Genomic DNA, 26,451 nt, shown 5'->3' with positions numbered 1-26,451 from the left:
CGTAAGTCCTATGCCTCCCCGGGTTTGTATTCGCTTCTTGGCTTTTGCATCAGCTTGTATTTCTTCGGTCTTCGCTTGAGCACCCTGGGCTCGTAGCGGTCCGGTCGATTGCCAACTGCGTGTTGCAAGCAGCAGCGGTACAACACCGTGCATAATTCATCGGCGTTGCTGATTAGGCCTAGAACCGGAAGCATATCCGTCACCGTTGTCAGTGTTGACTTGAAACTGATATGCCAAGGTTGAACGTCGCCTTCGACGGCCGCTTCAGACATCACCCCGCGAATCAAATTGTAAGCCAACATGTGCGTCCGAATTTCGTTCCGCACTCGATGCGGCTTTTTACAGCGCAAGTGTTCCATCTGCATGACCGTTTTCAAGCTCCGTAAATGAAGTTCTGCTTGCCACCTTCTACGGAACAGGGCCGCGATGTCCTCCCTCGTGTACTCCGTATCGTCCGACAGCGATGTGTGAACGATAATCTCGCGAGTGCGAAATCCGTTGTTCTCAACTCGGATACGGATCTCGCGAATGGTGATGAAGTCCGGGTACGTCTCGTACTCTTCAATGCTCATCCAGTCGGGACGAGCTGGCTTGTCGATTTGGATGGAGTGATCGTCTTTGCCGTAACGAATTCCAGTCCGAAAATCTGACTTGCGCAACTGGTGTTTGCGAACAACGACGTGTGCACCACGTTGAATCATCCTCGCCATCTCGAACCAACCCGCATAGGCGCGATCAGCTAGGAAAACATCGGTTTCTTCGATGATTGCGTCGATCTGACGAAACAAACTTACTTCGTGAGTGAACTTACCTTTGTATCGGCCCATCGCCATGTCGAGCACAACGCCAGTCGACAACGCGAACAGTACAACGACTCGCAAGATCGGAAATCCACAACCGGGTGCTTGACTACTAAGTTGCGGGTAGGCGGCTTGATTCTCCGACGTGTCTGCCATCGTGACGGTGGCACCATCGGCGGTGATCACGCGGTGCCCCAGCCATCGCCAATGGTCGGGACTGCTGTCTTCAATCGCAAGTCCGCTGGCCGTCACAAGACGTTGCATGGATTGCTCGTCGATTTTGTCTCGAGCAATGCAGTAAGCACCGGTTTCGGCAGAGCAAGCAGTTTGGTTGTTGGCGACTCGATGGGTGATCAGCTTGGCGACCGCAGAGACGCAGCCGTGGTGGATGCTCATGACTTGCGAGAGGAAGACCCACAGCGTGACCGATGTGTTGTAAACTCTGGCCGAATCGAGAATGGCACTTGCATTGCCAAAGACTGACGCGATAGTCTCTTTGGAGATCAAGGCGGCGAAGTAAAGATCGCCGTGTTGGCGCGCATGTTGGACTCGACAGCGGAACGAATCAAACGGATGATGGCACACGGGGGCTTCCTTGCTTGGTGTGTTCGGGAGGTAAGATTACCCAAACTCATCGCAAGTGAAGCCCCCTGCTGTCAATCGAACTTAACTCTAGAAGCACCAGTACCTTAGGCCGATTAAGTGCCATTCATGTCGGACACCTTTTTCCGAACCCTCGCTAAGCCCTGATTATTAGAGTTGACGATGCATTAGTCTGTGGTAGTCCATTCTCCAAAGACTGCGTCGTCCAGTTCCAGACTGGTGTAGAGCCTACTGGCGATTGCCGTAGACGAAATACAAAATCATTCCGAGGATTGGAAGCAAGAAGATCAACAGTATCCACAAAAACTTGTGGGCTAAGGAACCGCCTCCCCGAATCACTCCGACGACAGCCACGATGTCCAAGATCAGGAGGAGCAAGCCCAGTAGTCCTACCCCAGGTTCCACCACCAACGCATACAATTCCATAACATGAGTTTCCTAAAAATCTTCAAAGGTAGCCGGACGGGAACGCGATTGCCGATGCCCTGCATGGGCCCTGCCTGGAATCAAATTGCGCAGGCAGGTCTGGCACAGGTAGGTCGGTCTGAATTAATGGGTGAGATTTAGCGCTAAGAAATTCAGCTTGCGTTCCGCCAGTGTGGTCAGGTGTCGATTGGACTCTCCCAGCTCGTTGAGCGCAACTTGCAGGACATCGGCATCCTTTTTCCGCCCCAATTTCTCCGCAAAGCTTCGGGCGGTGCCGTAGCCGGCCATGCCGTAGTGTTCGATCCGCTGCAAGGAAGCGACAAGGGCAGCATCCATCACGCGAGGCTCGATGTCGCTGCTGAGCAGCTGCCCCCCCTCTTCAATCAGCCCTTCCATGGCCGTACAGCGATGCCCGCCCGGTTCAAAATCTAAAGACGAGAAGACCGACTCAATCCTGCCGATGCGAACTCTCGTTTCTTGCATTTGTCCCATGAGAACTTTCGAAAGGTCTTCGTCGGTTGCACGGGCTTTCAATTCGGGAAGAGCCGCTAAGAATTGGTGTTCCGCGCTGAACAGATCTTTTAGTTCATGGACGTAGAGCTTTTCTAAGGAATCAAATTTCATAACAGAGTCCTGAATTGGAAGCGTAGGAATGAGTGTCTTGGGAAGCAACTTGGCAAATGTGATGCCAAAGCCGAGTGCACGATGACGACCACACCTGTCCTGACAAGTCGCCTACACCCGCTGGCACCCAACCACTCATTCCCCGGGCCGAATTGGTCGCTTTCAGGACAGATTGAGCTGCTTGCATCCACTCCCCCGCGACATTCCTGCGTCCAAACCAGCTTACAGCCGTTCGGAATGGCGTTCGCAATGGTTCTGACGGCAGTTGCCCGACCGGGCGTTGGCCAGGCAGTCCACCACAACTCGCGAAGCAACGAGGCGATGAACGACCGGGTGGACTCGACATCCGACTAGCAACTACCGAATGCTGAGTAACGAAGCTCAAACCACTGGAGACTGATGATGCGTGTAATAGTAGTAATTGTCGTAATTGCGATCGTGCTGACGTTGGCCGGTTGGCTCGTATTCGACTTCAGCGGGAATCGCATGTCGGTGGAAGTCCAGACCGACAAAATCCAGCACGACACCGATTCCGCCATTGACCACTCGAAGGATTTGCTGCGCGACGCGGACGATGCAGTAAACGGAGAGGGGTGAACCCAACGCGGTGCTGTAGATTTCAACAGTCGGATAACTTTGGTCAGCCAGGCCAATTGGAGGCAATGATGAGTGGGATGATGGATTGCTGTGGTGGTTCCGATATTGGACGCGAACGCTCGTCCAATCAGGACCAATTCTTGATTAGTGACGTTTCTAAATCGATGAGGATCCACCAGACATCGTTAGCCTTGGACCATCAGACAAGGCTGTTCGGTGAGACCAAGGGGAAACTCGTGTTGGTTGCCGACGGCATGGGTGGGCACGAAGCGGGTGAGCGCGCCAGTCAACTGGTAATCGATACAATGGTGGATTTCACCCTCAATCGGTTGAGTTGGTTTATTGAGGGGAGTTGCGACGATGACGACGAATTCCAATCGCAACTGAAACAGGGACTCATCGCTTGCCAACGGCAAATTAATCGCGAAACAGCGGCCATTCCTCAGCGCCGTGGCATGGGGTCGACCTTAACGTTAGCCTACATCGTCTGGCCCAGAATGTTTCTGGTACATGTAGGCGACAGCCGGTGCTATCTCTTACGCGATGGAGTGCTTCAGCAACTGACGCGGGATCACACCTTGGCGGAATTGGCCGGAGCGGTCGCCAACGAGAGCGGCAGCCCACGTCCAACCGATCAAGACGCCCCCGACGGCGATAACGCGATGTCGCACATTCTCTGGAATGTCATCGGCGGCGATGGCAAGGAACCTCACCCCGATGCGACCGCTTTGGAGCTGCGGATGGGAGACACGCTCTTGCTCTGCACCGATGGTCTCAACAAGCACTTGAGCCATTCGACCATCCGCCAAATTCTGTCCGAAGATTTGCCGACGAATAGCGTCTGCCAAAAGTTGATTGACCAAGCCAACTTGGCCGGCGGCACAGACAACACCACCGTGGTCGTGACCCGTTTCTCTGAAGCGGAGCCCAAGCAAGTGCAGCTGCAAGAGGCTACCATAGCCTTCGATGAGGGGTTGGAGGATACAGCAGAATTCCCGGTCCTGAGCGAGAAAACGGTGAACGCCATTGATACGGCCCCTGCGGTTCAGAGGTAGGCCGCTCGTTCGCTAGTTGAATTCCTACGGATCGCTCTCCTCGAACAAGGCAAGCAGTTCCACGTCCTCAATAAACACCTGGCTGCTGAGAATTGGCCCGAATTCAATCCCGCGTAAAATTAGGGGCACGGCCGTCTCCTCGACGGCATCGTGCTACAGACGGCCACCAGTGGCGCGGTGCGCTCCGCGGCCCTAGCGGCTCTTATGCCTCTCATGGCGTGCCCCGAAGCTGTGGCCCAGCTGGGAGGGCGAGGCGGGTTCGGGATACCAACGCAGAGATGGGGCTCAGGCAAATAAGCCCCTCACTATCAGACGATGCAAGCTCACCGAAGTCCTTCTCAGCACATTCCCACAGGAAGAATTCGCATAACACTTCTGCCCCAGTCCGCACTCGGCCTGCGACTATCAGCGATGCGGCGCCAGCGGTTTGTTGATGGAGTGGTCCTCCGTGTTCAGTGGACGGACTGGTATTCGGGGCTTCGAACAGCGGCAGATTCGCTGGAGAACCCGCTAGGCTAAGCCAGTTAGGCTAGCACTTTGTGCAACACATTGCCATGAACGTCAGTTAGCCGGTAGTCGCGTCCACTGTAGCGGTACGTCAGTCGTTCATGATCAATGCCCAACTGATGCAGTACCGTCGCCCACAAGTCATAGACAGTGCAAGGATTCTCAATGGCATGGTAGCCAAACTCATCGGTGGCTCCCAAGCTGCATCCTCCTTGCACGCCGCCACCAGCTAGCCACACGCTAAAGCCGAATGGATTATGATCGCGACCGGTGCTGCCTTGCGAAAACGGAGTGCGGCCGAATTCTCCGGCCCACACGATGAGCGTTTCGTCCAGTAAACCACGTTGACGCAAGTCCTTGATCAAGGCGGCGATAGGCTGATCGACTTGGAACCCCATCGCACGGTGTCCCTTTTCCACATCGCTATGTTGATCCCAAGGATTTGCCGCTCCGCCGGCGCCGATCCCCTGGGAAAGGCAACTGAGCTCAATAAACCGCACGCCGCGTTCCACCATTCGCCGTGCTAGCAAGCACTGTCGCGCGTAGGCCGCCTTCTCGGGCACCTCTGCATCCAAGCCATACATTTCCCGAGTCTGTCGAGTCTCCTGAGAGATATCACACAAATCAGGGACGGCGGCCTGCATGCGAAACGCGGTTTCGTAGTTCCGAATAGCCGCGTCAACCTGCGCATCAGCATTTGTCCTGGCTAGAAATTCCGCATCAAACTCACTAGCCAACTGCAAGCGTTGCTGTTGAATGCTGACCGTATCATAGGGGCTCACATTGCGAATCGCTTCTGGCCGATCGGCTTTGAGAATCGAACCTTGATGCTGTGCAGGGAGGAATCCATTGCTAAACAAACTGACACCACCATGCGGCGGCACTGCAGTTCCACTTTGGAGCACGACATAGCTAGGCAAGTTCTCATTTTCGCTGCCCAGTCCATAGCTGGCCCAGGCCCCCGCGCTTGGAAATCCCATGAAGGGAAACCCGGAGTGCATAGCGAAATTGCCCTGTGCATGCTCATTGACTGAAGTGGTCATGGAACGTATCACAGCCAATTCGTCGGCTTCAGCAGCGATGTGTGGGAACATGTCGCTGATGGGCAGGCCCGATTCCCCTGACGGGGAAAACTTAAAGGGACTGGCGAGCACATTCCCATTGTTGTTGAACTGTGTCCGTTCCACTTTGACCGGCATCGGTTGCCCGTGGTACTTCTCCAAGGCGGGCTTGGGATCGAACGAATCGACATGCGACACTCCGCCGGACATGTAACAAAAAATGACGCTCTTGGCTTTGGCGGGATGATGTGTTTGAGCCAGTGCGGCGGAGGCGGGCAGAGCGGTTTGAGCCGTCGCCCCCTGCTGGAGCAAGCCGCTCAAAGCCATAGCGCCGAAGCCAGTCGAACATCGCTCAAGGAATTGGCGTCGTGGAGATCTAACGAACATAGATAAATTCCTTGAGAGTAAAAATGGTTTTCGCCAACGCAGTCCACATGCCAACGTCTAGATCTTGAGGCAACTTCTCGTGCAACGCCTGGGAGCTGAGCCGAAGTTGCTCGATCTCCTCCCTCAACTGTGTGGCCAGGGCTTGATCGCTCTCCGACAACGCCTGCCGGACTTGCCGATCGGTCACGATCCATGGCCCAGCCAGGGACGTGTAGGCAATTTGAGTTTCTGACAGAGCTTGATCGTACAGATTGGCCCCCAGTATCGCACCGCTTAGCAGCCGATTTCCGCTAGCAGGCAAGTGCCGCACGCCGAAGCTGACCACGGCATCGCCCGCCTCGAATCGCGTCGGCCCGTCACTCATGTAGGGCTGGCCATAGGGTTCGCCATTGCGATACCCCACAATGCGTCCGTCTGCATGGTAGACGATTGCCACATGAACGGGTCTTTCTTGCGCGTCCGACTCTACCGCGCCGGCAAATGCCTGGGTACGGGAAAAGCTGTTGCTGCCCGCCAACCATTCTCGCGGATTCTGTTCTCCGAAAACAATCGCATCGAACACGCCACCATTGCGACTTTGGAGCGACATGACTCCACCGCCGCGTTGGTCCAGTCGATCGAGCTGCACCCACGCTTCGAGCGTTTTAACACTCACATCCTGAGACAAAGTGCTAGTGACGGCATAACCGCCCCCTTGGACTCTCAGGCGTCCATCCTGCAACGCGGCGTCTGCCTGCAGTTTACAGTCCATCCCTCCGATCGCATCGGTAGCGTCTTGTTCGAACTGCCAACTGGCGATCGGTAGCGGGACAGGCAATGGTGGCTCAGCGACGCGTGCGGTCTTCAGTTCTGCCTCGAGTCGCTGCCGAACTGGCTGGAGGATGTTGGCTAACTCGCGTTCGCGTTGTTCTCGTTTCAGGGTGAGTTCAGCGACCTGCCTTAGCTCCTGCTCCAGGACACCTCGATAGTTGTGCAGGTACTCAGTGAGCCTCTCCACTTCCGACGGACTGGCGGGCCGATTCAAGGATTCCAGGAACATCTGCTGAACGCGTTGTTCCAAAGTGCTCAGCTCAGGGTTGGCCAGCAAGTTTTCCGCCCAGTCAGTTGCGTAGCGGTCAATCTGCGGATCGTTGAGCATGGTTAGGGACTGGGCAGGCACATTGGTAACATCCCGACGTCCAACCGCACTAAAGGGCTCTGGAAAATCAAAAACTCGCAGGAAGGGATCTAACGCATTGCGGATTACGTTCCCATAGACACTCCGTCTCGTCAGAGTATTCGATTGAGGCTCACCAAACATCCGCAGATCGAGGCCTCCGGACGCTTGCAAGATGGAATCACGAATGGCTTCAGCCTCCAGACGCCGTACGTTGGCGTGAGAGAGCCAGCGATTTTCAGGATCGACTTCCGACGCTCGCGGGGTCCCCTGCGAGCTTGCTTGCCACGTTTGGGAGGTCACGATAAAGCGAATCAATTCTTTGGCCGACCACCCCTGCTCGTCAAATCGCAACGCCAGGTAATCGAGAAGTTGAGGATGGCTGGGCAGATCTCCCAAGCGTCCGAAATTGTCGGGAGTTCGGACAATTCCCTGCCCGAACAAGTGATGCCAAATGCGGTTCACTAAAACGCGACGCGTGAGTGGGTTGTCATCGCGCAGCAAATCCTCTGCGAACTCAAGTCGACCGCTCTGTCGCGATTGATACGGAGTCGCATCGAACGCCTCCAAAAATCGCCGGGGCACCATTTCGCCCAGCAGCTTGTGGTCGCCACGCACGAACAAGGGTTGCTCTGCCGCAACGGTTTCATCCACCCCAGGCACTCGAGTTGGAATTGGAATTTCGTTTTCCAGCGTTCGATATTGCAGGAGTATTGGCTCAGCAAGTGGCAGGGACTCGAGCTGATTGGCCAACAGGCCTTCGCGTAGGCAGGCGTCGAGCAGCAACGCTTCGGCCTCGCTACAACTCCCGGCATTCCAATTTTCAAGGGCGCGGCGAATTGCTTCGCAGTACAGTCTGGCAACCTCCGCAGTGGTCGTAGGAACGGCCCCGTTGGCCACGTCGAAGATCGGTTGCCAGTGCTCGGCGGATTCTACTGGAGCGGGTTGCCCAGTAGCGCGGACCACGGCAGCCCGCACTCCAAACCACGAACGGTCATCCGACTTAACCAGCAGCGGAGCATCCTGAGCTGCAGCCAATTCGATATGCAATTGATCGCCACTCCAGTAGCCCACATCGAATTGCTGCCACTTCCACTGCGGCTGCAGTTGTTTGACCGGATAAACTGTTCCATTGCGAGGGTAGTCTTGGACGACATACCGCAGGCTGGCATTCGGAGATCCGCAACTATAGACCCACAGCTCAGAACCATCCTCGACCGAGAACTTGGGCGAGCTAAGCCGAGCCGGGTGTTTGGTACTGAGTTGATGGGTGTACACGCCGGAGGGATAGATTCCGGTAAGAGCCTGCGTTCCGTCCACCGCCACAGAGAACTCTCCGGCAGTAGCAGGAGTCGAACTGGCTAGCCCGAACCCCTTGGGGAACCAGGTTGCGTAGTCGCGTTCCTCCGCCAAATCCCAGGCCGGCAGGTATTCCGCCTGTTCCGTGCTCGCCCAAGCGCTGGCGCGCGTCGCTTGATCCGCAGCCAGTTTTTGCCATGCTTCCGATAGCTCGGCCGCCGAGTCTTGGGACTTGAGGAGCTGCCCCAAGGGACGCAGAATCGAATCCGCTTGCTCGGCACGAGCAAGGAGCTCGGTATCGTGGAGCAGCCGCTGGGGCAGCCGCTCTAGACTAGCGAGCCAATCCTGCGCAAGTGCCGGTCGAAGTTGAGTTTTCAGTTCTTGCAGGGCGAGGCTATGGAGCTGTTGGACTTCCGGCAAATCGATCACGGTTCTGCCGGGCTGGCAAGCTCCCAGCATGCCGAACATGGCGTAGTAGTCAGCTTGACTAATCGGATCAAATTTATGGTTGTGGCAGCGGGCGCAGGAAACCGTCAGCCCCAAGAAAGCCTTGGAGACAACGTTGACTTGGTCATCGGTGAAACGCACCTTCTCTTCCATAGCATCGGTGGGGGCAAAGCCATGAAAAACCATCCGCAAGTGCGCCGGACCAATGGCCGACTCGTTGATTCTCAGCTCCTCATTGATTCGCGGTGCCGCCAGCAGGTCACCCGCCAGGTGCTCGCGCAACAGTTGGTCGAGAGGAACGTCTGCATTCAACGCCCGAATTAGATAGTCGCGATAAAGCCATGCATGATCGATCGCTGGATCCCCTTCACTACCATGCGATTCTGCATAGCGAATCCAGTCCATCCAATGCCTCGCCCAGCGCTCTCCGAATTGCGGGCGTTCCAACAACTCCTGGACTAGAGCTTCCCAGGCAGCATCGCGTTCGCTGCGGGAGGTGGTCTCGAGTCGCGATGTCCAGTGCAAGGTTTCGGAGACGGTAGGGGGGAGCCCCAACAGACTGTAATACACGCGACGCACGAGAACAGTTGGTTCGGCCAATGGGGCCAACTCCAAATCCTCCTGCTGCAACTTCTTATCAATGAATCGATCGACCGGGTGAGACAACACCTCACCTGCTCGCTCACTGACCACCGAAGCGGGCGGCTCAATGGATTGAATCGGTTGGAAGCTCCACCACTGCTGCCGACGTTTCAGAGTCGACTCCCAGGATTGGGACTGCTCCATTTCGGATTCCGAGGGAGGCTCCGAGCGTGGGTCGGGAAGTCCCATCCCAATCCATTTTTCAAAATCAGCTAAGATCTCAGGCTCAAGCTTCGGTCCCCCTTGCGGCATTTCAAGTCCATCGATGTCATGCCGCATCACCTCCAATAGCAAACTGGATGCTGGTGACTCCAGCGAAACACTCGCGCCGCCAGCGCCGCCTTCTAAAATGCCCCCGCGATAATCCAGCGCAAGTCCAGCTTCTGTAGAGTCGGTCGAATTGTGGCATTCATAGCAGTACTCGACCAGAACGGGACGAATGCGAGCCTCAAAGAACTCAAGCTGCGGTGGCTCCAACGCGAAAGCTCTGGGGACCAGGCACAAGAATAGCAACGCGGCAAGGCGGCAGGACATTAGACAACTCAAAAATAGGTGGGCCCTACGGGGGATGTGGGGCAAATGCGGCGGGTTGGACCATTCATTTTACCAAATGGATCGATGAATGTTGAGGGCGAACTTCGAGTGCCACGCAACGCCCCCCATGCGACGCAGCGGGCTGCGATAATCGGGCTGCGATAATATTGTGCAGCCACTTGCCAGCGGTCTCGAAGGAGTAGATGGGAACGGCTAGCGGGAATCACTCTCCAACTAGTCTACTCCAATCTGGATGGATGGGGCGCGGTCCCGAGTTTCCTCCTCGTTTTCCAAGAGGTACTTCCGGCGCCTGATCCAAGAGTTGCTGTAGCTTCTGCCGTACGTCTCGGGCCGATTCCTCCAGCGACTCCTGCTGCAAAGGTAAGAGTTCCTCCAGATCTCGGCTGACGTCAAAAAAACGCCCGTCTCGATAGAGTTTATATTGCTGAGTGCGCGCAAATTGACCAGGAAGCTGATTCCAATAGGGCTGATAGTGCAGGAAGACTGCCGGGCGCACCTTGCTCGATTCTCCGACGGTGGATTCTCCGACGATGGAGCTCAGAAAGCTATAGCCATCCACCGGATCGGTGGCATCCAACCCCACGCCCGCAGCCGCCGCTAGCGTAGGATAGAAATCGGTGAAGTCGACCAGCTCGTCCACCACGGATCCGGCGACCGTCCGGCCTTTCCAACTTGCAATCAAAGGAACATGCGTTCCCATATTCGTCATCCCTCCCTTACCACCACGAATGCTCCGTCCCTGCCACTGCGACGTAATCGACCGATTCGTTCCATTGTCGGCGGTAAACAGAAGGAGCGTATTTTCCAGCTGCCCACTCGTCTCCAGCTCGTCAACAATGCGACCGACCAATTTATCCATGTAGTTCACCATAGCCACGAAGTTGCGTTTCTTGTCTCTGGCTTTGGGCTTGTTGGCTGTCGCTCGATCCGCGTCACCAATCGTGTCGGGCGTCGGCACAAAAGGATCATGGACTAGGACCATGGGATAGTAGACGAAGAAGGCGGCCTCTCTTGGCTGCTGAATAAAATTGCAGACGAAATCACACAGCAGATCAGGCCCAAATTTTCCGGCATTCTCTTGGCTAGTTAGCAGGCGTCCATTGTGCTCCAAGACAGGATTCCAAAACCGCTCTCCACCTCCATCACTCTCCTGCCTGCCACGCGTCAATTGCCAGAGTAAGAACTGGTCAAAACCGGCTTGCACTGGACGGTTGCTGTCCTCGTGACCTGGCAAACTATTGTACAAGCCGTTCAATTGCCACTTGCCTGCAATTGCGGTCTCGTAGCCAGCTTGCTTGAGCAAATGGCCAAAAGTCTTTTGCTGGGGATCGAGGTATCCAAAATGCGTGTAGTTCCGAAAACTGTACTTGCCAGTCATCAATTCAACACGACTGGTGGTGCAAATAGGTGTTGAATAGCAATGCGTGAATCGCACTCCCCCTGCGGCGAGCGCATCGAGATGAGGCGTCGCATATTCTTCCGCGCCATAACACCCAAAGGCTTCCCAACTAACGTCATCAGCCATGATCAGCACAATATTGGGCCGTTCTGGGCTCGCCGGTTCGGCAGCTCTCCCAGCAGAAGCGAGTAGACCGAAAAACACGCTGCTGATCGCAAGCAATTGGGCAAGTCTTGTGTTCACCATAGAATTCAAACTGTGTTATCCTGGAGAAACGATTCGAGAAGATCTTGTTCTCGGGAATCCTGCAACTGTTTATAACAGAAATGCAAGCAGAAGATCGTTTTGGTTGAGGGTTCTATTCCTAGCCCACTGCCTGCCAAGCCTCTCCTCTCCAAAGGCAATACGATGACACCCGTGAAACGCTGGCTGCTGGCTTGCCTTGGAGTGTTCCTGGGCACTTCAATCGCCTCCGCCCAAATTCGTGATCATCTCAAGCAACCGGACGCGTGGTTTCACTCCGACGCCGGTCGCCAGCGACTGGACAATGTACTGTCGCACCAAAGTCCTGCAGGGGCTTGGCCGAAGAATCTCGACACCTCCGAACAACCCTACGCGGGAGAGCGTCAGGACCTGCAAGGAACCTTTGATAATCGGGCCACGCTGAATGAATTGCAGCTGCTGGCACTCGCCTTCCAGGCAACTCATGACAGCCGGTACCAGACGGCATTCCAAGCCGGCCTCGACGCGATCCTCAATGCCCAATACAGCAACGGCGGCTGGCCGCAAAGACCGCAACCACGGGGCTACTCGCAACACATCACCTTCAACGACGGCACCATGGTAGGGCTGATGACCTTCCTCCGTGAGGTTGCGGAAAAAGAGCTGTACGACTTCGTCTCCCCAGCCACTCGCCAACGAGCAAGAGATGCCTTCGACCAAGGTGTCCAGTGCATTCTCGATTGCCAGATTAAAGTCGATGGGCAATTGACCGCCTGGTGTGCACAGCACGACCGGGAAACACTCCAAGCGGCTAAAGCGCGGGCCTACGAACACCCATCGCTCAGCGGCAGTGAGAGCGCCGGGATCGCAAGACTCCTCATGACGATTGAGAAGCCGTCGGAGGCAGTTCGCACAGCAATTGAAGCTGCGGTGAAATGGTTTGAAGCGGCGCAACTAACCGGAATTCGTTATGAGGAAATCGACGGCGAGCGCAAGGTCATCCACGATCCCAACGCGCCGCCACTATGGGCTCGGTTCTACGAGATCGAAACCAATCGCCCCATTTTCAGTGGTCGCGATGGCATCATCAAATACGATGTGGCGGAGATCGAGCCGGAGAGACGCAATGGATACGCGTGGTACGGAACCTCCGGCAGTCGCGTTGCGCAGGATTGGCAAGAATGGGTCAATCGCGAAAGCACTTCGAGCCGCTCCGCTCCCAACATTCTGTTTATCGCCGTCGATGATTTGAACGACTGGGTGGGATGCCTCGGAGGGCATCCGCAAGCGGAAACACCTCACATTGATCGACTGGCGAAGCGAGGCGTTTTATTTACAAACGCGCACTGCGCCTCCCCAGCGTGCAACCCTTCCCGGGCGGCCCTCTTCAGTGGTCAAATGCCATGGAATACTGGCGTCTGGTCCAATGACAGCCGAAAGCTGTTTGCTCAACATCCCCAAATCCAAACACTCCCCCAAGCCTTTGGCCAAGCAGGTTACCACACGCTCGGGACGGGAAAGATGATGCACTCCAGCGCTGCAGACAATCGCATCTTGTTTCAAGAGCATTTCAACGTTGAACAGCGTTGGAGTCCCTTCACCCGGCGAGCCGTCGACTACAGTGACCAAGAACTACCTTCCAAGCGGACAAGCTCGCCGCGCCACGTAGTCAAAGGTCCTCCAAGAGTCATTCTCCCATTGAACGGCATGCCCTCGGACCGGAGGCCCGATACGCCGGGCGGAGAATCGTTCGATTGGGGACCAATCGACGTCCCCGACTCGGCAATGGGCGACGCGCAGAGTGCGAGCTGGGCCATTGAACAGCTGCAAGCTTCCCACCAACGGCCCTTCTTTCTAGGCGTCGGTTTCTACCGCCCGCACATCCCTCTATGGGCTCCGAAAAAGTACTTTTCACGCTTCGAAGGGAAGACCGTCCAACGACCTGCCTACTCCAATTCGGACTTGGACGATCTCAACGGGACCAGCCGGCGGTGGGCCTTGGAGGCGATAACCGCTGGGTTACACTCGACGGTTGTCGAACATGACCAGTGGGAGGAAGCGGTCAAGGCCTACTTGGCCTGCACCACCTTTGTCGATGCGCAAATTGGACGCCTATTGGATGCACTGGATAACAGCGAGTACGGCGAAAACACAACCATTGTCCTATGGAGCGATCACGGGTGGCACTTGGGGGAGAAGCAGCATTGGGGCAAATGGACGGGATGGGAACGCTCGACACGGGTTCTACTCGCGATCGTTCCCCCGAAAAACAGGACCGAACAATACCCCAACCTTGGCCAACGCTGCCACAGCCCCGTGGGTTTGATTGACCTCTATCCCACCCTCACCGAACTTTGCCAAGTACCCGCACCGCACGCGATGGATGGTCAGAGTCTCCTTCCGCTGCTACGCGAACCAGCCCAAGTCACCGAGCGAGTGGTGGTCACATCCTTTGATCCCGGCAACGTGTCACTGCGGTCCGATCGCTGGCGGTACATTCAATACCAGGACGGCACCCAAGAACTCTACGACCTCAACAAGGATCCCAACGAATGGACCGATTTGTCGGGCGATCCCCAGCAGCAATCCGTTATTGAAGGCTTCCAAAGCAAGATCCCCCCAGCAGCATTGCAGCTTTGAATCAAGGCAGAGCGACGCTGCTCGGTGATTGCCTGCGTTTTCCCTTCGACCGTTCTCGTGCTCAATGAGATCGTAGTCGTACTGACAATATTATTGCGTTCGATTGGGAGTGGAAGTAAAAGGGACAGGTAACCGTTCACCATTGTCTGCGACTTAAACTCAAACCTGAAGCGACGGTTAAAGCTGCTTGATGGATAAGGAAGGTCGTGAACTGTTACAGTAATAGCCTGCAAGGCGCCAGGGACAATGCAAATGTCAGCCCGAAGAACTGGCGATCGGTTTGGCGAACGCTTTCGATTCGAAGTACCCTGCGGCACGGTCGCTCCGCTTTCCAAGTTGCTAGCGATCACGCTATTTGAAGTTCGAGTCTGCTTCGCAATTCGAGCTGATTGCTCCATTCCCACAACCTCTTAAATAGCACAGAACGAGTGTCCTCATGCCCTGCATTCCCCGTCCCGTTTTACCATTACTAAGCCTTGCCCTGCTGACCATGCCGCAGCCAATAAGAGCCGAACCACGGCCCTGGCAAGACACCTCCCAAGCATCTTCCAGTGCCCCTGAATCCGCTCAGGTGTACCGGGTCGAGCAGCCGCCGGAGTCCATGCAACTGGCGCCGTTCTACCGCAAGTACGTCAATGCCAGCGGCTATCCCATCATCAGCTCCGAAAAAGTGAACGACTACGCCCTCAAGGAAGCCGCTTACTTAATCGACATGATGCTCGCCCAACGCCCCGATCTTCGAAAAACGATGGTTGAACATGATTCGCGAATGATTGTCATGGCGCACGACGAGTTCACCACAGACATTCCCGAGCACGCTCACCTGAGTCCCAAAGACTACTGGGATGCACGCGCCCGAGGACTCGGTGGCTCTCTGCAAGACTCGGTTTGCTCTTGCGCCGAAGAGAACCTGCTGGCGTTCACCGGCGATCCCTATTCCACCGAGAATATTCTGATTCATGAATTCGCGCACAACATCCACTTGCGAGGCATGGTGAATTTGGACCCCACTTTCGATGGCCGTCTCCAGCAAACCTATGATCACGCGGTGGCTCAAGGCCTGTGGAAGGGAAAGTACGCATCCACCAATCATGCCGAGTACTTTGCCGAAGGTGTCCAATCATGGTTCGATAACAATCGACAGCCAGATCACGACCACAACCATGTCGATACGCGGAAGGAATTGAAGGAATACGATCCAGGGCTCGCTGCCATATGCGAAGAGGTCTTCGGTACGACCGAATTGTCGTATACCAAGCCAGCGACCCGGCTCACCGGGCACCTCACCGGCTACGATCCAGCCCTAGCCCCAAAATTCGAGTGGCCCAGTCGATTGCAGGAGAGCAAGAAGCAGATCTTGGAAAAAGTTAAGAATCAAGGCGACCAACGGCAACAAGAATACAAGAATTAAGTTTGCGTTAAAACGTCCTCCAGGCAGCGGCAATTGATACGATAGGTCCTGCCCACAATTGCACCGCAGCACGCATCCTGCTTACTAAAGAACATTGCATGTCCACTCCACACTCGCTGCCTCGAAGAACTCTACTGCAACTTGCAGGCAGCTCCCTACTCCTGCACGGCTCAGCAGGCCAGACTTCTCATGGCGCTGCACCTGAGACACTCCAATCCTGGAAGATGGGATTAATTGCCGACCTGCACTACGGGCTCGCTCCCGACGCACTACCGCGTTTGGAGCAATTCATGCAAGCAGTGGAAAGCGATGCGCCCGATTGCATTTTGCAGCTGGGTGATTTCAATTTCGGCGTGGACGCTACGGATTGCATGGATTTATGGCAGCAATTTCCTGGCGCAAAATATCATGTTTTGGGCAACCATGACATGGACAAGGTCACGAAACAAGAGATCGTGGACCACTGGGAAATGCCTAACAACTTTTATTCGTTTGACCACCGTGGCTGGCATTTCATCGTCTTAGATCGCAATCACCTGCGGCCACACCCCGCCAGCTACATCGACTATGGGAAGGCGAATTTCTATGTCGACAGCCAGCTGCGTGGATTTGCCGATCCGGAACAACTCGACTGGCTGCGCGAAGATCTCGAACGCACCAGCCTACCGACAGTGGTTTTCGCGCATCAAGGCTTGGGAATGGAAGCGAGCCTTGCCCCCGAATCGGCCTCCGGTGCTATTGAATCGATCTTGGAAGCAGCCAAGACGGACAGCGGTGCGAAAGTGAAAGCCTGCTTCTGTGGTCATCATCACCTTGATCGCTACCAATTGCGGGGGGGCATTCACTACGTATGGATCAACAGTGCGTCCTACTATTGGGTCGGCAATGCCTATGGCCGCATGGCGGCCTATACAGACCCGCTCTATACATTCCTGACGTTCCGTTCCGATCAATCGATCGAAATCCGCGGCAGTCAATCCACATGGGCCTCCCCGTCGCCACAAGAGCGTGGTTTCCCCAAATGGAGCGAATTGGGGACGGAAATCGTCGAACGTCGACTCGGCTGAGCCCAGGCAAGGGTCGCTAGCGTGTGGGAGCCACCAACTCAACCGGTGGTGCGCGAGGACCAATAATCGAGCTTACAGGCAGAATCCTCCCATCCCAAGCTGCTTTCCCAGAGTGAACCTCTCCAAAGCTGCAGTTTTCCGCTTCCCTAGCGGGCCATTTGACGGAACAATAGGCACACAGGTGCGGATAATAGCTGACCAGTGTCTTTTGTAGATGAGCCCCCGTAGGGACCGTTTCGGCAAAAGAGAGCGGACACGTGTCTAAATCCATCCGCAACTGACAGCCTCTCTGCTGCCCCCAAGTCCCTCAAACGCTAGATCACCTAGCGGGAGTTTTCAACAACGTGCCCAAGCTTTCCGAAGAGGGAACCCGAATCGTCCAAGATCTCGCGCAGCGACATAACCTGTCCACTGATGCGGTGACTCATATGCTGATCGCAGTCAACAACGGCAACGGGACCATGGCGCAGTTCGGGCATCCCGAGTTTGGTGGATCGGGCCAATGGATGCGTGGCGGAATGACCATGGTGAGCGATCTCTTCAATCACCAACTGAAGAGTCGCGTCGACAATCTGTGCAATGACCTTTCCAACGCGCTCGCCAATCATCAGTTGATCGCATTCAGCGGCTCCTCGCAGTCGCAAAGTCAAGGCGGCAACTCCGCACAGTCGCAAGCTTCCGGATCGATGGGCTCAACCAACAGCCTGTTTGTCCCCGATCCCACCACCAATTGGTGGCCAACGGAGTTCGGGCCTCCCGCTGCGATTGGTTCGCAAAACAACCTTCGCTACGCCTACTTCCCCGCGCAACGTCGCTTGGCAGTAACCACAGGTGGCGACGTCTGGGTATACGACACGATGGATCATCAGATCGGTGGTTTTGGTCAGCAGCAAGGAGTTGGTGGCTCGATCACATTGACCAGTCAATATGGCACGGTCAATCTCTCCACACTACCCGTCATCTCACGCTGCGGCGTTCCTCAGCAACCCACGCCCGATTCGTCTCTCAACGCCGCGTCGACTCCTCCCGCACCGGATGCCCCAGCACCAGTCGCTCCCTCGCCGGGAAATTCAGCTTCAGGCAGTTCTGAACCCACTGCCGAAACGAGATCTTCGGTACCCGCGACGAACGCTGCGGCGCCCGCCGATGCAGCTAGCCGAGATGCCATTCTAGAAACGCTTGATCGATTGGGTGGTCTCAAGGAAAAAGGCTACATCACCGACGAAGAATTCGCCGCCAAGAAAGCGGAACTCTTAGCGCGGCTTTAGAGCAAGGCTACGATTTATCGCGCGGGACATAGTCACTCGGGACATAGTGCATTGGCAAAGTTTAATTTTCGGGTTGCCCGGAAAAAGGTGTCCGACACCAAAAGCCGGTACGGCCCTTCGGGTGCTTTGCACTTTTGGTGTCGGACACGAATGGCACTTAATCGGCCTAAGGTACTGGTGCTTCTAGAGTTAAGTTCGATTGACAGCAGGGGGCTTCACTTGCGATGAGTTTGGGTAATCTTACCTCCCGAACACACCAAGCAAGGAAGCCCCCGTGTGCCATCATCCGTTTGATTCGTTCCGCTGTCGAGTCCAACATGCGCGCCAACACGGCGATCTTTACTTCGCCGCCTTGATCTCCAAAGAGACTATCGCGTCAGTCTTTGGCAATGCAAGTGCCATTCTCGATTCGGCCAGAGTTTACAACACATCGGTCACGCTGTGGGTCTTCCTCTCGCAAGTCATGAGCATCCACCACGGCTGCGTCTCTGCGGTCGCCAAGCTGATCACCCATCGAGTCGCCAACAACCAAACTGCTTGCTCTGCCGAAACCGGTGCTTACTGCATTGCTCGAGACAAAATCGACGAGCAATCCATGCAACGTCTTGTGACGGCCAGCGGACTTGCGATTGAAGACAGCAGTCCCGACCATTGGCGATGGCTGGGGCACCGCGTGATCACCGCCGATGGTGCCACCGTCACGATGGCAGACACGTCGGAGAATCAAGCCGCCTACCCGCAACTTAGTAGTCAAGCACCCGGTTGTGGATTTCCGATCTTGCGAGTCGTTGTACTGTTCGCGTTGTCGACTGGCGTTGTGCTCGACATGGCGATGGGCCGATACAAAGGTAAGTTCACTCACGAAGTAAGTTTGTTTCGTCAGATCGACGCAATCATCGAAGAAACCGATGTTTTCCTAGCTGATCGCGCCTATGCGGGTTGGTTCGAGATGGCGAGGATGATTCAACGTGGTGCACACGTCGTTGTTCGCAAACACCAGTTGCGCAAGTCAGATTTTCGGACTGGAATTCGTTACGGCAAAGACGATCACTCCATCCAAATCGACAAGCCAGCTCGTCCCGACTGGATGAGCATTGAAGAGTACGAGACGTACCCGGACTTCATCACCATTCGCGAGATCCGTATCCGAGTTGAGAACAACGGATTTCGCACTCGCGAGATTATCGTTCACACATCGCTGTCGGACGATACGGAGTACACGAGGGAGGACATCGCGGCCCTGTTCCGTAGAAGGTGGCAAGCAGAACTTCATTTACGGAGCTTGAAAACGGTCATGCAGATGGAACACTTGCGCTGTAAAAAGCCGCATCGAGTGCGGAACGAAATTCGGACGCACATGTTGGCTTACAATTTGATTCGCGGGGTGATGTCTGAAGCGGCCGTCGAAGGCGACGTTCAACCTTGGCATATCAGTTTCAAGTCAACACTGACAACGGTGACGGATATGCTTCCGGTTCTAGGCCTAATCAGCAACGCCGATGAATTATGCACTGTGTTGTACCGCTGCTGCTTGCAACACGCAGTTGGCAATCGACCGGACCGCTACGAGCCCAGGGTGCTCAAGCGAAGACCGAAGAAATACAAGCTGATGCAAAAGCCAAGAAGCGAATACAAACCCGGGGAGGCATAGGACTTACGCCGATTAAGTGCCATTCGTGTCGGACACCTTTTTCCGAACGCTCGCTAAACCCTAATTTTTAGTGTTGACAATGCACTAGGCGGAGCCTTGTACGGCCGGCCAGGCCCGGGCTGCATCGCGTGAGTCGCGAAGCGACGCGTCCCTGTCCAGTTAAGCCAGGATTTGATGGATCACATGCCCATGAACGTCGGTCAGGCGGCGGTCGATGCCATTGTTTCGCACGGTCAATCGACGGTGGTCAATTCCCAGCAAGTGCAGAATCGTTGCATGAATATCGTACACTTGCGTCGGATTATCTCGATCAAGGGGCTTGTATCCCCAGACATCAGAGGCTCCATGGCTGATACCTCCCTGGATCCCACCACCACTTAGCCAATTGGTAAACACGAATGGATTGTGGTCACGCCCCGTGGATCCTTGAGTACTGGGCATCCGTCCGAACTCGGTGGTCCACAGCACGATCGTGTCGTCCAACATTCCCGATTGCTTGAGGTCTTTCAATAAGGCTGCTGCCCCCACAGCCATACCCCGCGCTAGCGGCCCGTGATCGCGAGCGATGTCTTCATGGCTATCCCAATTGCGGCGGGGGAAGCTATTGTCGTTCCCCGACCAGACCTGTACAAACCGCACGCCACGTTCCAGCAGACGCCGCGCGATCAAACACTTGCGTCCAAAGTACTCGGCCTCTTCGGCTGGATTGATCTCGGAGGGGTAAGTGGCACCCAGGCGGTCGAGTCCGTACATTTTCATGACATGCGCCGGTTCCTGGGAGAGGTCGAGCGCCTCGGGAGCACTCAATTGCAGCCGGGCCGCCAGTTCGTAGGAGCGGATGCGTGCGTCCAGTCGTGAATCCTCGGCGCGTTGAGCCGAATATTGCGAGTTAAGGCGTTTGAGCAAGGACAAGCCAGCCCGGTCGCCTTGTTCGGTCACGAAATCGGCCCGCGCCTGCAGATCTTCGATGGCGTTTTCACGCTGCGGAAAAATAGCTGTCCCCTGCGCGCTGGCAGGCAGGAACGCCGACGCCCAGTTCTTCGGACCATTGCTGGCAAACCCACGATGATCAGGCAAGACGACGAACGTCGGCAAGTTGTCGGTAATCGCTCCAAGCCCGTAACTTACCCAGGAGCCCATACCGGGGAACCCCGGCAACTGAAATCCGGTGGCCTGCAAGTACGTTGCCTGGGAATGGACCCCAGTCGTACTGACCATATTGTGAATGAAGGCGATGTCGTCTACGCAAGCTCCCAGCGGTTGCACGACTTCGCTCAGCATCTTCCCCGCTTGCCCATAGGGGGCGAAGGCAAACGGGGACTTCATCCAAGGTCCTAAGCCGTCTTGGAAGGCTTCCACCGGCTCACCAAAATCGGCTTCTTCGCCATGGTGTTTCTCGAGCATCGGCTTGTGATCCCACAAGTCCATGTGACTTGCGCCACCCGCCATAAACAGCTGCACGACTCGCCGAGCTTTAGGGGGGTGATGAAGTACTTTGACTGCACCTGCCCCCTCAGCGGCTTGATGCAACATCGTCGACAGCGCCAGGCCACCCAAGCCGGCACCGCAATCGGAAAGAAATTGTCGGCGGTCAAACATGCTTACGAAACTCAATCTAAGAAAACGAACTCATGCAAGTTGAACAACATACGGCACAGATTCGCTAAACCGTGCTCGGCCGCGTAGTGCGTCATCTCCGACAACTCTGATTCACTTGGCTGTCGTTGGGTCACTAAGCGAAACGCCTGCTCGACCTGCCCCTGCAATTGTTCGGCGGGCTCCGCAAACTGCGAATCGCTCGGCTGAGTGGACGCAGACGAATCGCCAGCGGTACGGCCTCCCACACGCTCCGCAAACTGCTCTGCCATGTGCAGATTGAAGGGATTGTTTAGCAGCGAGAGGGCTTGCAGCGACGTGAGGGTTTCCGTGCGACGTGGAGTGCTTTGCGACGAATCGGCACAGTCCAGGGTAGTCATCCAGGGATCGGGCTGCGAACGCACGACGAATCGGTAGATGCTGCGGCGATGGCTAGCCGACGTGGCCGGATCAAATTTGTGGTACTCGAAGTGGGGTGAGTGCTCCGGCTTTTCCAATTCAAACAGGTAAAATCCAGGACCTCCCATCTCGAGATTCAAAGCTCCGCTAACCGATAGAATCGAATCGCGAACCTCCTCCGCTGCCAATCTCCGGCGATTCATTCGCCACCAGTACTGATTCCCTCCATCGATGGCTTCCTGCGTTACGTCCCCTTGAGAGGACTGGCGATACACACTGCTGGTGACGAGCAACCGGTGCAGGCGTTTGAATGATTGTCCATGGTCGCGAAAGTCGGCTGCGAGCCAGTCGAGAAGTTTGGGATGGGTGGGCCGGGCCCCCATGCGGCCAAAATCGTTCGGCGTTGCAACCAGGCCTTCACCAAAATGATATTGCCAAACGCGATTCACGATCGAGCGCCACACCAGCGGATGATCGGGGCGCGTCAACCATTGGGCGAGTGCAACGCGACGCTGCGCCTCCTCCTCCACGGAATCCAATTCCAAGTTCGACGGCGTGTCCTCACCCGAATTCAGCTTCAGGACGCGAGGGGTGGCAACCTGCAGTGGTTGCTGCACGTTTCCGCGATGCAGCACATGGACTTGCCTTGGCTTGCCATTGGTCGGTTTGAAATTGCCTTGGGGCGAGAAATGCGTCGCTGCCGCATATACCATTTTACCGGCAGGCAAGGCTGACAACTTGCGATCGACGCGCTGCAGATCGGCTAGCCAAGCAGTTCGCTGAGCGATGCGTTCCGGTGTTTCTATCGCACGCAACAACGCATCTCGCTCCTGCATCGCCTGCGACAGTCGCTGAGCCCCGCGGGGATCGCTATACATTGGCCAAACGCCATCCAGGACATTGTCAGCTGCCCAGCGGGGAGCCGCTTCAATCGAATCCAGCGCTTGCACCGCTCCAACCGACACCGATCGACCGCTAGAGTTCAACAATTCGATCTCTGCCATCGCTAAAAAGAAATCGCCTTTGCGTTCGGCCAGCTTCGTTGCCGTCAGACGGATTCGATCGGTTTGGCAATGCCCCACAGCGACCTTCAATTCCGTGAGTCCAGGATTCGAAAAATCCTCTTGTGTGTGATCAAACAGTAGTTGCCACTCCCCGTCCTCCCGCGCCGCTTCCAACTTGAAACGGATGGGAAAGCCAAACCCCGCACCGATGGAGGCATAGTCGTCGTGGCAGGGATGCAGCACTACGGTGCCAATCTCTTGGACGGTTTCGCATTGCAACTCGATCCACTTCTCCGTGGAAGGTTGTTGAACCAGTTGGCTGTGGTACCCGAACGCGGGCTGCTTTTCGAGATTCAAGCTCTTGTGCGATTGTTCGATCTCGTGCTTGAGATCAAGCAGCGGTTGCCCCCCTGCGCTGGCCATCTCCTGTTCGAGCTGCTGCAAACTCTGCTTGAGTTGCCGCTGCTGAGCGACCAATTCCTGCCGCTGCCGTTCAACACTGGGGTCAAGATCGTAGGGACGATCGGCTCGGTCGACCGCCGCAAACATCGCTTGCAGGCCGTAGTAATCTTCTTGAGTAATGGGATCGAATTTATGGTTGTGGCATCGCGCACATTGAATGGTGACACTGCAGAAGGTGTTGAAGACGTTCGATACCATGTCATCGCGATCGAGATTTCGCGCTACTTGCCCGTCAATTTTAGACTCGGGAACTTCCACATGGCCGATAAAGTCCCAAGGTCCTGCAGCAATGAATCCCAACCCTAAAATTCCATCGGCGGTGCCCGGGAAAAGCGCATCGCCGGCAATTTGCTCCTGCACGAACCGCCCATACGGCTTATCTTCATTGAAAGAGCGAATGACGTAATCTCGGTAGGGCCAAGCATTGGGTCGCAGCTTGTCTTTATCGTACCCACAAGTATCGGCGTATTTGACAACGTCCAACCAATGTCGTGCCCAGCGCTCACCGTAACGCTCCGATTCCAACAAACGGTCAACGAGGGCCTCGTAGGCCAGCGGATCGGGATCGTTAACGAATTCCTCCACCTCCGCGGGTGAAGGAGGCAACCCCACCAAATCAAATGTGAGCCGTCGGATCAGAGTCCGCCGATCCGCTTCAGGGCTCGGTGCTAGTCCCTGTTGCTTGAGCGATTTGAGGATGAATTGATCCACTACCGTACGTCCCCAGGGGGCCGACGTGCGAGGTACGGCTGGGGCGACGACCGGTTGGTAGGACCACCAATCGTAATCCTCGATGGTTAGGGGCTCCAATTCAAACTCGCTAGGCCATACAGCTCCAGCGTCAATCCATGTCCGAATGTCTGTGATTTGCTGCTCGGTCAGTGGATCGGAGTCCTTGGGCATCTCAGGCGCCCCGGCCGACGGAGCGATAACCTCCATCAAGTGGCTGGCTGCGGCGTCACCAGGCTCTAAAAACGAGCTCTCAAGCAACGTGGCGAACGACTGTAGAGAAAAATCGCCCTTGCGCTCAGCATGGTTGTGGCAGCTCAAACAGCGCCGCTGAAGGATTGGTGCCACCCGCTCGCGAAAGAATTCCTCCTGGGAAACTTTCGACGTTGTTCCCTCCGATGAACAGGCGCAAGAGATCGTGAGGAAACACAACGCCACTGATAAAAAGGTTGTATAGGCACTCGTGCTCACACCAATTCCTCCTTCGCCAACTCTTCGCCTGCATCGTGATAATAATTGCTCGTGGAACCAACGTTCGCGCACTCGACCGCGCCGGCAGCAAGGCAAACTCTCAATTGTACCACACCTCAACCTGCTCAATTGGAAACTGCGATTGTGGGGCGCGCTCACGTACCCGTGGATTAGGGGAGTTCCCCGTGTGTATTTAGCAGGTTGAAAAATCAACCTGTGCTGCCGCAGCCTCCCCTGGTCGTAGCACACGAGAGGCCTAGCGCACTAGAGACAGGGCTCCGATAGCCGGGCGAGCTGGGGAGGGAGCAGCAAGCTGCCAACAGAATTGCCACACCCTGGCCGAGACCATGCCATGCGGCACAGAGCTGCCGTAGCCTACCCGCGCAAGCAATCCCGCTAGTCGATGGCCTGCTCGACTCGCGTGCGCACCCCATCCAGGCGATCCAGCAACAAGCGCCGCACAACGGACTGGCTGAATTCGGCGTCCGAGCTCAAAGATGCGGGACTCGCTGAATGACTGCAGGAGGCCTTGAGAGTGAGCAGGGGATGTCCTTGGGGAATAACCGTCGCCAGCGAATCTCGTGAAGGCAAATCGCCAATTTGATGCCACCCCAGTCGATGCAATGCGTCGAGCCCACGGGGCGTTAGCTCGATATCTTGCTCTGCATAGTAGACGGCTTTGGCAAAGCGGTGTTCAACCGGCAAGACGCCATCGCTCGGCTTGCTCTTGGTGCGTTTACACGAGGGGGCCAAGTGCACGCGATAAGCGCGACAGTGTGCCGCAACAGGGTTGCGTCCGGTGGCGACCAGAACCTCCATGCCGGCGGTCCAACGAGGGTTGTATTCCAATAGCCAAGGGCGCTGAGCATCATCCACGACAAGGTCCATTTGCAACCAGCCGCGCAAGCCGATTTCCTGCCGCGCGTACTCGGCCAACGCCACGATCCGCCCACGCAACTGAGGAGACAGCGGGAGTGGGCCCCAACTACCGCGATAAATGAACTCGCTCGGGCCTGCCCAATCCTCTTTCAGGTAGCTTTCGGTTGCTCCCACGAATTCGACGGAATCGTCATCGAGGATGCAGGTGGCGCCGACAACGCGTCCCCTTTGGAATTGCTGCCAATACCCCGGCGATGCGCGGTCGGCCGTCAGAGGGCTGCTTGTAACGCTTTGTAACAAATCGGTACTGAGACGATTAATTTTGAGACCACCAGCACCCTGGAAAGGCTTCCAAATCCATTGGGAATTTGAGTTCATGGAAGATGCAGCAGGAGTATTTTGGGCGAGTGTTGGCGGAACGCGCACACCGGCGGCAGCGGCGGAACGAAGTAGAAATTCGAGACTGCGAAGTTGCGTTATCTGCGCCGCGCTGGGGCCGAGGATCAGGAAGTGAGTGGCAATCGCTTCCAACAACTCTGGCCAATTCTCCATGCCACCGCCCAGAAAAACACCTCCACACCAAGGATACGCACCTTTACGGTGAACAGGCGATACGCTCTGGACGCATTGTTGGAGCTGCTCCAGCAGGCGGTCATATTGCACGCTAGGTGGGTTGTGCCCCCAATGAGGCACAGCCTGAAATTGAGCAGCAGCAGCTAACGTATCGCAATCGCCAAAGTGATCCAACACGATTGGAGAACCGCCAGCACTGCAGATCGCTTCAGCCAGAGCTCGGGCCGAGTAGCCAATGGCAACGGGTAGAACGGTGCGGGAGTTGTCCGATGACTGCCGGACGTGCAAATTGTCACAATACAACGACGAAACTTTGCAGAAACTATTGGGTTGGATTGGGTAGTTAATTGGTAAACTCGGTAGTTCCGCACGACCTAAATCGATACTTTGCTAAACTTCTTGGCTGCATATTCTTGCACGCCAATTAGATTGGAACAGCCGATCCGGGCGCACCAACTACGGTTTACTCAGCGCCGCACGCAGCTTAGGTGGGATTCCCCGCCATTAACAGACTCTCTGTA

General features: G+C 55.9%; 16 protein-coding genes. 7 read left to right on the top strand and 9 right to left on the bottom strand.

What is annotated here, in order from left to right; genetic code table 11:
- Positions 1–8: 8 nt before the first annotated feature.
- The 3 genes from Q31a_RS05980 to Q31a_RS05965 form a co-directional block, all read right to left on the bottom strand.
- A complete protein-coding gene (locus Q31a_RS05980) occupies positions 9–1,385 on the bottom strand; it encodes an IS4 family transposase (RefSeq protein ID WP_145072543.1) in 1,377 nt (458 codons plus the stop codon).
- A gap of 246 nt (positions 1,386–1,631) precedes the next feature.
- Positions 1,632–1,829: a PLDc N-terminal domain-containing protein gene (locus Q31a_RS05970; RefSeq protein ID WP_145075439.1), complete on the bottom strand. Its 198-nt coding sequence runs from the start codon at positions 1,827–1,829 to the stop codon at positions 1,632–1,634.
- Between the two features lie 123 nt (positions 1,830–1,952).
- The gene (locus Q31a_RS05965; protein WP_145075436.1) at positions 1,953–2,453 is read right to left on the bottom strand and encodes a YciE/YciF ferroxidase family protein; all 501 of its coding nucleotides are present in this window, start codon (positions 2,451–2,453) and stop codon (positions 1,953–1,955) included.
- Positions 2,454–2,852: 399 nt separating this feature from the next.
- Between Q31a_RS05965 and Q31a_RS05960 the strand changes: the two genes are divergently transcribed.
- Together Q31a_RS05960 and Q31a_RS05955 are read left to right on the top strand one after the other, a co-directional pair.
- Positions 2,853–3,050: a hypothetical protein gene (locus Q31a_RS05960; protein WP_145075433.1), complete on the top strand. Its 198-nt coding sequence runs from the start codon at positions 2,853–2,855 to the stop codon at positions 3,048–3,050.
- A gap of 77 nt (positions 3,051–3,127) precedes the next feature.
- Complete coding sequence (locus Q31a_RS05955) at positions 3,128–4,105, top strand: PP2C family protein-serine/threonine phosphatase (RefSeq protein WP_197356272.1); 978 nt, start codon at positions 3,128–3,130, stop codon at positions 4,103–4,105.
- Between the two features lie 524 nt (positions 4,106–4,629).
- Here the strand turns inward: Q31a_RS05955 and Q31a_RS05950 are convergent.
- The 3 genes from Q31a_RS05950 to Q31a_RS05940 all read right to left on the bottom strand — a co-directional run bounded on the left by Q31a_RS05950 (position 4,630) and on the right by Q31a_RS05940 (position 11,804).
- A complete protein-coding gene (locus Q31a_RS05950) occupies positions 4,630–6,060 on the bottom strand; it encodes a DUF1501 domain-containing protein (RefSeq protein WP_145075427.1) in 1,431 nt (476 codons plus the stop codon).
- Positions 6,050–10,138 (bottom strand): DUF1553 domain-containing protein, encoded by a 4,089-nt coding sequence (locus Q31a_RS05945; RefSeq protein WP_145075424.1) that lies wholly within the window; start codon positions 10,136–10,138, stop codon positions 6,050–6,052. The genes Q31a_RS05950 and Q31a_RS05945 overlap by 11 nt, the downstream gene beginning before the upstream one ends.
- Positions 10,139–10,361: 223 nt before the next feature.
- Positions 10,362–11,804 (bottom strand): sulfatase-like hydrolase/transferase, encoded by a 1,443-nt coding sequence (locus Q31a_RS05940; protein WP_145075420.1) that lies wholly within the window; start codon positions 11,802–11,804, stop codon positions 10,362–10,364.
- 162 nt (positions 11,805–11,966) lie between these two features.
- On the opposite strand from Q31a_RS05940, the gene pelA reads away from it, so the two are divergent.
- The 5 genes from pelA to Q31a_RS05915 all read left to right on the top strand — a co-directional run bounded on the left by pelA (position 11,967) and on the right by Q31a_RS05915 (position 19,817).
- Positions 11,967–14,420 carry a pectate lyase gene (gene pelA / locus Q31a_RS05935; RefSeq protein ID WP_145075417.1) on the top strand — a complete coding sequence of 818 codons (2,454 nt, stop codon included), beginning with the start codon at positions 11,967–11,969 and terminating at the stop codon, positions 14,418–14,420.
- Positions 14,421–14,856: 436 nt separating this feature from the next.
- Positions 14,857–15,831, top strand: a complete 975-nt coding sequence (locus Q31a_RS05930; RefSeq protein ID WP_197356271.1) for a hypothetical protein — start codon at positions 14,857–14,859, stop codon at positions 15,829–15,831.
- 98 nt (positions 15,832–15,929) lie between these two features.
- Positions 15,930–16,898: a metallophosphoesterase family protein gene (locus Q31a_RS05925; RefSeq protein WP_145075415.1), complete on the top strand. Its 969-nt coding sequence runs from the start codon at positions 15,930–15,932 to the stop codon at positions 16,896–16,898.
- A gap of 344 nt (positions 16,899–17,242) precedes the next feature.
- A complete protein-coding gene (locus tag Q31a_RS05920; RefSeq protein WP_145075412.1) occupies positions 17,243–18,166 on the top strand; it encodes an SHOCT domain-containing protein in 924 nt (307 codons plus the stop codon).
- 274 nt (positions 18,167–18,440) lie between these two features.
- Positions 18,441–19,817, top strand: coding sequence for an IS4 family transposase (locus tag Q31a_RS05915; RefSeq protein WP_145072543.1), 1,377 nt, complete (start codon positions 18,441–18,443; stop codon positions 19,815–19,817).
- Between the two features lie 159 nt (positions 19,818–19,976).
- Here the strand turns inward: Q31a_RS05915 and Q31a_RS05910 are convergent, their stop codons facing one another.
- The 3 genes from Q31a_RS05910 to Q31a_RS05900 all read right to left on the bottom strand — a co-directional run bounded on the left by Q31a_RS05910 (position 19,977) and on the right by Q31a_RS05900 (position 26,233).
- Positions 19,977–21,350: a DUF1501 domain-containing protein gene (locus Q31a_RS05910; RefSeq protein WP_391575324.1), complete on the bottom strand. Its 1,374-nt coding sequence runs from the start codon at positions 21,348–21,350 to the stop codon at positions 19,977–19,979.
- 77 nt (positions 21,351–21,427) lie between these two features.
- Positions 21,428–24,478 (bottom strand): DUF1553 domain-containing protein, encoded by a 3,051-nt coding sequence (locus Q31a_RS05905; protein WP_231691081.1) that lies wholly within the window; start codon positions 24,476–24,478, stop codon positions 21,428–21,430.
- Between the two features lie 396 nt (positions 24,479–24,874).
- Positions 24,875–26,233, bottom strand: coding sequence for an ATP-grasp domain-containing protein (locus tag Q31a_RS05900; protein WP_145075405.1), 1,359 nt, complete (start codon positions 26,231–26,233; stop codon positions 24,875–24,877).
- Positions 26,234–26,451: the final 218 nt, after the last annotated feature.

Source organism: Aureliella helgolandensis (genome assembly GCF_007752135.1).
Lineage (GTDB): Bacteria > Planctomycetota > Planctomycetia > Pirellulales > Pirellulaceae > Aureliella > Aureliella helgolandensis.
This window is presented reverse-complemented; position numbering and strand designations above follow the sequence as displayed.

Excerpts from the sequence above, each read along its gene's own strand:
- Q31a_RS05970 (WP_145075439.1), bottom strand. The coding sequence starts at position 1,829 with ATGGAATTGTATGCGTTGGTGGTGGAACCTGGGGTAGGACTACTGGGC.
- Q31a_RS05965 (WP_145075436.1), bottom strand. The coding sequence starts at position 2,453 with ATGAAATTTGATTCCTTAGAAAAGCTCTACGTCCATGAACTAAAAGAT.
- Q31a_RS05960 (WP_145075433.1), top strand. The coding sequence starts at position 2,853 with ATGATGCGTGTAATAGTAGTAATTGTCGTAATTGCGATCGTGCTGACG.
- Q31a_RS05955 (WP_197356272.1), top strand. The coding sequence starts at position 3,128 with ATGATGGATTGCTGTGGTGGTTCCGATATTGGACGCGAACGCTCGTCC.
- Q31a_RS05950 (WP_145075427.1), bottom strand. The coding sequence starts at position 6,060 with ATGTTCGTTAGATCTCCACGACGCCAATTCCTTGAGCGATGTTCGACT.
- Q31a_RS05945 (WP_145075424.1), bottom strand. The coding sequence starts at position 10,138 with ATGTCCTGCCGCCTTGCCGCGTTGCTATTCTTGTGCCTGGTCCCCAGA.
- Q31a_RS05940 (WP_145075420.1), bottom strand. The coding sequence starts at position 11,804 with ATGGTGAACACAAGACTTGCCCAATTGCTTGCGATCAGCAGCGTGTTT.
- pelA (WP_145075417.1), top strand. The coding sequence starts at position 11,967 with ATGACACCCGTGAAACGCTGGCTGCTGGCTTGCCTTGGAGTGTTCCTG.
- Q31a_RS05930 (WP_197356271.1), top strand. The coding sequence starts at position 14,857 with ATGCCCTGCATTCCCCGTCCCGTTTTACCATTACTAAGCCTTGCCCTG.
- Q31a_RS05925 (WP_145075415.1), top strand. The coding sequence starts at position 15,930 with ATGTCCACTCCACACTCGCTGCCTCGAAGAACTCTACTGCAACTTGCA.
- Q31a_RS05910 (WP_391575324.1), bottom strand. The coding sequence starts at position 21,350 with ATGTTGCATCAAGCCGCTGAGGGGGCAGGTGCAGTCAAAGTACTTCAT.